Source organism: Streptomyces sp. SM1 (assembly GCF_002910825.1).
In the GTDB taxonomy this organism is placed as follows: Bacteria; Actinomycetota; Actinomycetes; order Streptomycetales; family Streptomycetaceae; genus Streptomyces; species Streptomyces okerensis.
Genome location: NZ_NEUB01000059.1, coordinates 1 through 5115 on the forward strand (window position 1 = coordinate 1; position 5115 = coordinate 5115).

General features: G+C 72.2%; 4 protein-coding genes. 3 read left to right on the top strand and 1 reads right to left on the bottom strand.

Annotated features, from left to right (window positions below):
* The 3 genes from B9S61_RS01325 to hflX form a co-directional block, all read left to right on the top strand.
* The coding region (locus B9S61_RS01325) for an ACT domain-containing protein (RefSeq protein ID WP_146064668.1) at window positions 1-470 on the top strand (470 nt) is incomplete at its 5' end.
* 103 nt (window positions 471-573) lie between these two features.
* Window positions 574-2139, top strand: a complete 1566-nt coding sequence (locus B9S61_RS01330) for a M1 family metallopeptidase (RefSeq protein WP_103540533.1) — start codon at window positions 574-576, stop codon at window positions 2137-2139.
* A 157-nt stretch (window positions 2140-2296) separates the two neighbouring features.
* Window positions 2297-3790 (top strand): GTPase HflX, encoded by a 1494-nt coding sequence (gene hflX, locus B9S61_RS01335; protein WP_103540531.1) that lies wholly within the window; start codon window positions 2297-2299, stop codon window positions 3788-3790.
* A gap of 65 nt (window positions 3791-3855) precedes the next feature.
* On the opposite strand, the gene B9S61_RS01340 is transcribed toward hflX, so the two are convergent.
* Window positions 3856-5067, bottom strand: coding sequence for a serine protease (locus B9S61_RS01340; RefSeq protein ID WP_103540532.1), 1212 nt, complete (start codon window positions 5065-5067; stop codon window positions 3856-3858).
* Between the last annotated feature and the right edge of the window lie 48 nt (window positions 5068-5115).

The following is a 5115-nucleotide window of genomic DNA, read 5'->3' on the forward strand; positions in this document are numbered from 1 at the left end:
CCTGGCACACCGTGCTCATGGACCTCCACACCGCCTGGCACGCCGGCGCGACCGTACGGCTGGCCGGCTGCTGTACGCCCGTACCGCCCGACGAGGTGACCGGCTTCGCCGTGCGCGGGGGAGCGGTCACCGTGCACCGCGCGGGGTGCCCCGGGGTGGCCCGGATGAGGAGCGCGGGGCGCGCCGAGGTCGGTGTGCGCTGGGGCGAGGGCGCCGAGTGCCGGGTCACGCTGGTCGCGGAATCGTTCGTCCGTCCGCATCTGCTCGCGGATCTCACCGAGGCCATGGCCGTCGAGGGGGCCGAGATCGTCTCCGCGACCGTCGAGCCGCCGGACCGGCAGCAGGTGCGGCACACGTACACGGTGCAGCTGCCGGACGCCGCCCGCCTCCCCGTCCTGATGCGCGCGATGCGTGACGTGGCCGGGGTGTACGACGTGAGCCGGGCGCAGCCGCACACCCCGGGTGCCTGACGCGGACCCATGGCGTCCGAGCGGTGTGATTACCCGATCGGGTGGGCCGGGAGCGCGCCGCCGCCGTCGCACACGCGCGCGCTGATAGCCGTGGGGCATGCTCATGCCGCTGCCCCCGCACCGCCACGCCCTCCCCCCGCACCGCCGCGTCCCCCGCCCGCACCGCCACCCCGCCCGCCGCCGGAGGACGGCCGCGGCACTGCTCGCCTGTGCCGCCTCCGTCTCCCTGCTCTCCGCGAGTGCCCCGGCCGTCCCGCTCGGCATCGGAGACCGCCTCTTCCCCCACCTGGGCAACCCCGGCTACGACGTGCTGTCGTACGACCTCGCCCTGACCTATTCCGGCCGCAACGACCAGCCGCTCCAGGCCGTCACCACCCTTGACGCCCGCATCACCGCCGACCTGGACCGGATCAACCTCGACTTCACCCACGGCACGGTGCGGTCGGTCGAGGTCGACGGCCGCCCCACGGCGTTCACCGGCGCCGGCGAGGACCTGGTGATCACCCCCCGGGACGGACTCGGCGAGGGCGACGTGCCACGCATCACCGTCCGGCACACCAGCGACCCGGTGGCCGGAGACCGCGAGGGAGGGTGGGTGCGCACCGCGGACGGCCTCGCCATGGCCAACCAGGCGGACGCCGCCCACCTGGTGTTTCCCTGCAACGACCACCCCTCCGACAAGGCGATGTTCACCTTCCGCATCACCGCCCCCGACGGCCACACGGCCGTCGCCAACGGTCTGCCGGCCGGTGTCGACCGCACACGCGGGGCCACCACATGGACGTACCGGACCCTGCACCCCATGGCGACCGAGCTCGCCCAGGTCTCCATCGGCCGTTCCACGGTCGTGCACCGCACCGGCCCGCACGGTCTGCCCCTGCGGGACGTCGTCCCCGCCCGGCACCGCGAGCAGGCCGAACCGTGGCTGGCCAGGACCCCGGACCAGATCGCCTGGATGGAGGAGAAGGCCGGACGCTACCCGTTCGCCACCTACGGCATGCTCCTCGCCGACGCGTCCACCGGTTTCGCGCTCGAGACCCAGACGCTCTCCCTCTTCGAGCGCGAGATGTTCACCGACCCCGCCCTGCCCGCCTGGTACGTCGAGTCGATCATGGTGCACGAGCTGGCCCACCAGTGGTTCGGCAACAGCGTCAGCCCGCGCACCTGGTCCGACCTGTGGCTCAACGAGGGACACGCCACCTGGTACGAGGCGCTGTACGCGCAGGAGAGGGGCGGCCGATCCCTGGAGGCCCGGATGAAGGCGGCCTACCGGGCGTCGGACGGATGGCGCGCGGCAGGGGGACCGCCCGCCGCGCCCGAGCCGCCGGAACCCGGCCGGAAGATCGGCATCTTCCGCCCGAACGTCTACTCCGGCGGCGCGCTCGTGCTGTACGCCCTGCGTGAGGAGATCGGCCGCACGGCCTTCGAACGCCTGGAGCGTGCCTGGGTCACCCGCCACCGCGACGGCACGGCCGGGACCTCCGACTTCGTCCGGCTGGCCTCCGAGACCGCCGGACGCGACCTGACCGGCTTCCTGCACCCGTGGCTCTACGGCACCACGACCCCGCCCATGCCCGGCCACCCGGAATGGAAGGCCTCGGCCCGGGACGTCCCGCCCGCCCGGCGGCCCGTACCGCACGCGCATCGGGCGGGCGCGGGCCGGGAATAACACGATGACGGGACGGGCGTGCCGTGCGACCATCGTCAGGTCGGCACCACACGGGACACGGGAATCTCCCGGACCGCCCGGACGTTGTGCACAGTGACGGAGAGGCCTTCGGACCGCCTCCGCCGCCCAGACGACTACCCGACGACGTTAGGACCCAATGACCTCCTCTTCTTCCCCTTCCCAGGACACCAAGCGCTTCGCGGCCACCCATCCCGAAGGTCTTCGGGCCGATGCCCTGATGGAAGAGGACGTCGCCTGGAGCCTCGGGACCGACTCGGAGCGGGACGGCGACCAGTTCGACCGTTCCGAGCGTGCGGCCCTGCGCCGTGTCGCCGGCCTCTCCACCGAACTCGAGGACGTCACCGAGGTCGAGTACCGGCAGCTCCGCCTGGAGCGCGTCGTACTCGTCGGGGTGTGGACCTCGGGAACCGCGCAGGACGCGGAGAACTCCCTGGCGGAGCTCGCCGCCCTCGCGGAGACGGCGGGCGCCCTCGTCCTCGACGGCGTGATCCAGCGCCGCGACAAGCCCGACGCCGCCACCTACATCGGCTCCGGCAAGGCCGAGGAACTGCGCGACGTCGTGCTCGACTCGGGCGCGGACACCGTCATCTGCGACGGTGAGCTCAGCCCCGGCCAGCTGATCCACCTCGAGGACGTCGTCAAGGTCAAGGTCATCGACCGGACGGCCCTGATCCTCGACATCTTCGCCCAGCATGCCAAGTCCCGGGAGGGCAAGGCACAGGTCGCGCTCGCGCAGATGCAGTACATGCTGCCGCGGCTGCGCGGCTGGGGTCAGTCGCTGTCCCGGCAGATGGGCGGCGGCAAGGGCGGCGGCCTCGCCACCCGTGGCCCCGGTGAGACCAAGATCGAGACGGACCGGCGCCGGATCCGCGAGAAGATGGCGAAGATGCGCCGTGAGATCGCGGAGATGAAGACCGGCCGCGAGATCAAGCGCCAGGAGCGCAGGCGCAACAAGGTGCCGTCCGTGGCCATCGCGGGCTACACCAACGCCGGCAAGTCCTCGCTGCTCAACCGCCTCACGGGCGCGGGCGTACTGGTCGAGAACGCCCTGTTCGCGACCCTCGACCCGACCGTGCGCCGGGCCGAGACCCCGAGCGGCCGGCTCTACACGCTGGCCGACACCGTCGGCTTCGTCCGGCATCTGCCGCACCACCTGGTCGAGGCGTTCCGCTCCACGATGGAGGAGGTCGGTGACGCCGACCTGATCGTGCACGTGGTGGACGGTTCGCACCCGGTCCCCGAGGAGCAGCTGGCCGCCGTGCGCGAGGTGATCAGGGACGTCGGCGCCACCGACGTACCCGAGATCGTCGTGATCAACAAGGCCGACGCGGCCGACCCGCTGACGCTTCAGCGGCTGCTGCGGGTGGAGAAGAACTCCATCGCGGTCTCCGCCCGCACCGGCCAGGGCATCGAGGAGCTGCGCGCGCTCATCGACAACGAGCTGCCCCGTCCGTCCGTGGAGATCGAGGCACTCGTGCCGTACACCCACGGCAAGCTGGTCGCCCGTGCCCATGACGAGGGCGAGGTGATCTCCGAGGAGCACACCCCGGAGGGCACCCTGCTCAAGGTACGGGTGCACGAGGAACTGGCGGCCGAACTCACGCCGTTCGTTCCCACCCCGGCCGGCTGATCCCGCCCGAGGCAGACCGAAGGCCCGCACCCTGCGTCAGGGGGCGGGCCCTCGTCGCGTACGGGTCACTGACCGCCGTAGGTCCTGCTCATGTTCTGGTAGAGCGCCTCGGCGTCCTCGCCCAGCCGCGGACCCGCGAGCCAGGTGTTGTCGGTCGGGCCGATCGAGGTGTTGGAGACCAGCACCGTCCGGCCGTTCACCACCCGGAACCAGCCGCCGCCGGACGAGCCACCGGTCATGGTGCAGCCGATGCGGTACATCGTCGGCAGGTCAGGGGAGAGCGAGAACCGGCCCGGCGCGTCGAGGCACTTGAACATCCGCAGACCGTTGTACGGCGGTGCGGCCGGGTAGCCCCAGGCGCCCATGCTGCCCGCCTCGCCCGCGGAGGGGGCGGAGAAGTCCACGTCGAGCGCGGCGCCGACCGTCTCCTCCAGCGACTTGCTCCCCTGCTCCGGCTTCACGTGCAGCACGGCGTAGTCGTACGGTGCGCCGTCGCCGCCGCTCCGCGAACCGCCCTGGATCCAGCCGCCCGAGGTCGAGGCCCAGTCCGCCCACCAGTTGCCGTAGGGAGCGATCTCCTGGGCGTTCGCGGTGCCCGGGCCGACGTCGGAGGTGCCGAGGTCGTTGTAGGCCGGGACGAAGACGAGGTTGCGGTACCAGCCGCCGTCGGCGCCGGCGTGCACACAGTGTCCGGCCGTCCAGACGAGGTTGGACCTGCCCGGATGGTTCACGTCCTTGATGACCGTGCCGGAACAGACGGCCGGGCCGTCCGGGGAGTCGAAGAACACCTTGCCGACCGGCGCCGCGTTCTCGTGGTACGGCGTCTTCTCGGCCTCCGCCCGGACCGGGGCCGGCTCCGGGTCGCTGACCCCCTGTGCCGCCGAGGCGTCCTTCGCCGTGACGGTCTTGTCGGCCTCCTGCGCGGAGCCCATCCGCTCGGGCTCCCACAGGCCCTCGATCACCGGGTTCACGAAGTCCTGTGCCTCACTGAGCCACTTGTCCCTGTCCCAGTCCTGCCAGCCGCCCTCCTTCCACTTGCCGACGTCGATCCCGTGCTCCTTGAGCCGGTCCGTGATGTCGGACGGGACCCCCGCCCGGGCACCGCCGCTGTCGACGGCCCGTGAGGCGGTGGCGTCGGGCTTGCCGTTCGCTTCGTTCCCGCCGGAACCGCCGCACGCCGTCGCGGTGAGCGTCAGCGCGGCGACCAGGCCGGTGGCGGCGAGAACGGCGCGGCGCCGTCCGCGCCCGTGCGGAGTGGACGTACGTGTGGAACGCATGCTGCTGTGACCCCCGTCGTGACGAATCGATGACGCGCCGCGTACCCG

Bases quoted from the DNA above. Each gene is read 5' to 3' on its own strand.
- B9S61_RS01330 (WP_103540533.1), top strand. From the start codon at position 574: ATGCCGCTGCCCCCGCACCGCCACGCCCTCCCCCCGCACCGCCGCGTC.
- B9S61_RS01340 (WP_103540532.1), bottom strand. From the start codon at position 5,067: ATGCGTTCCACACGTACGTCCACTCCGCACGGGCGCGGACGGCGCCGC.
- hflX (WP_103540531.1), top strand. From the start codon at position 2,297: ATGACCTCCTCTTCTTCCCCTTCCCAGGACACCAAGCGCTTCGCGGCC.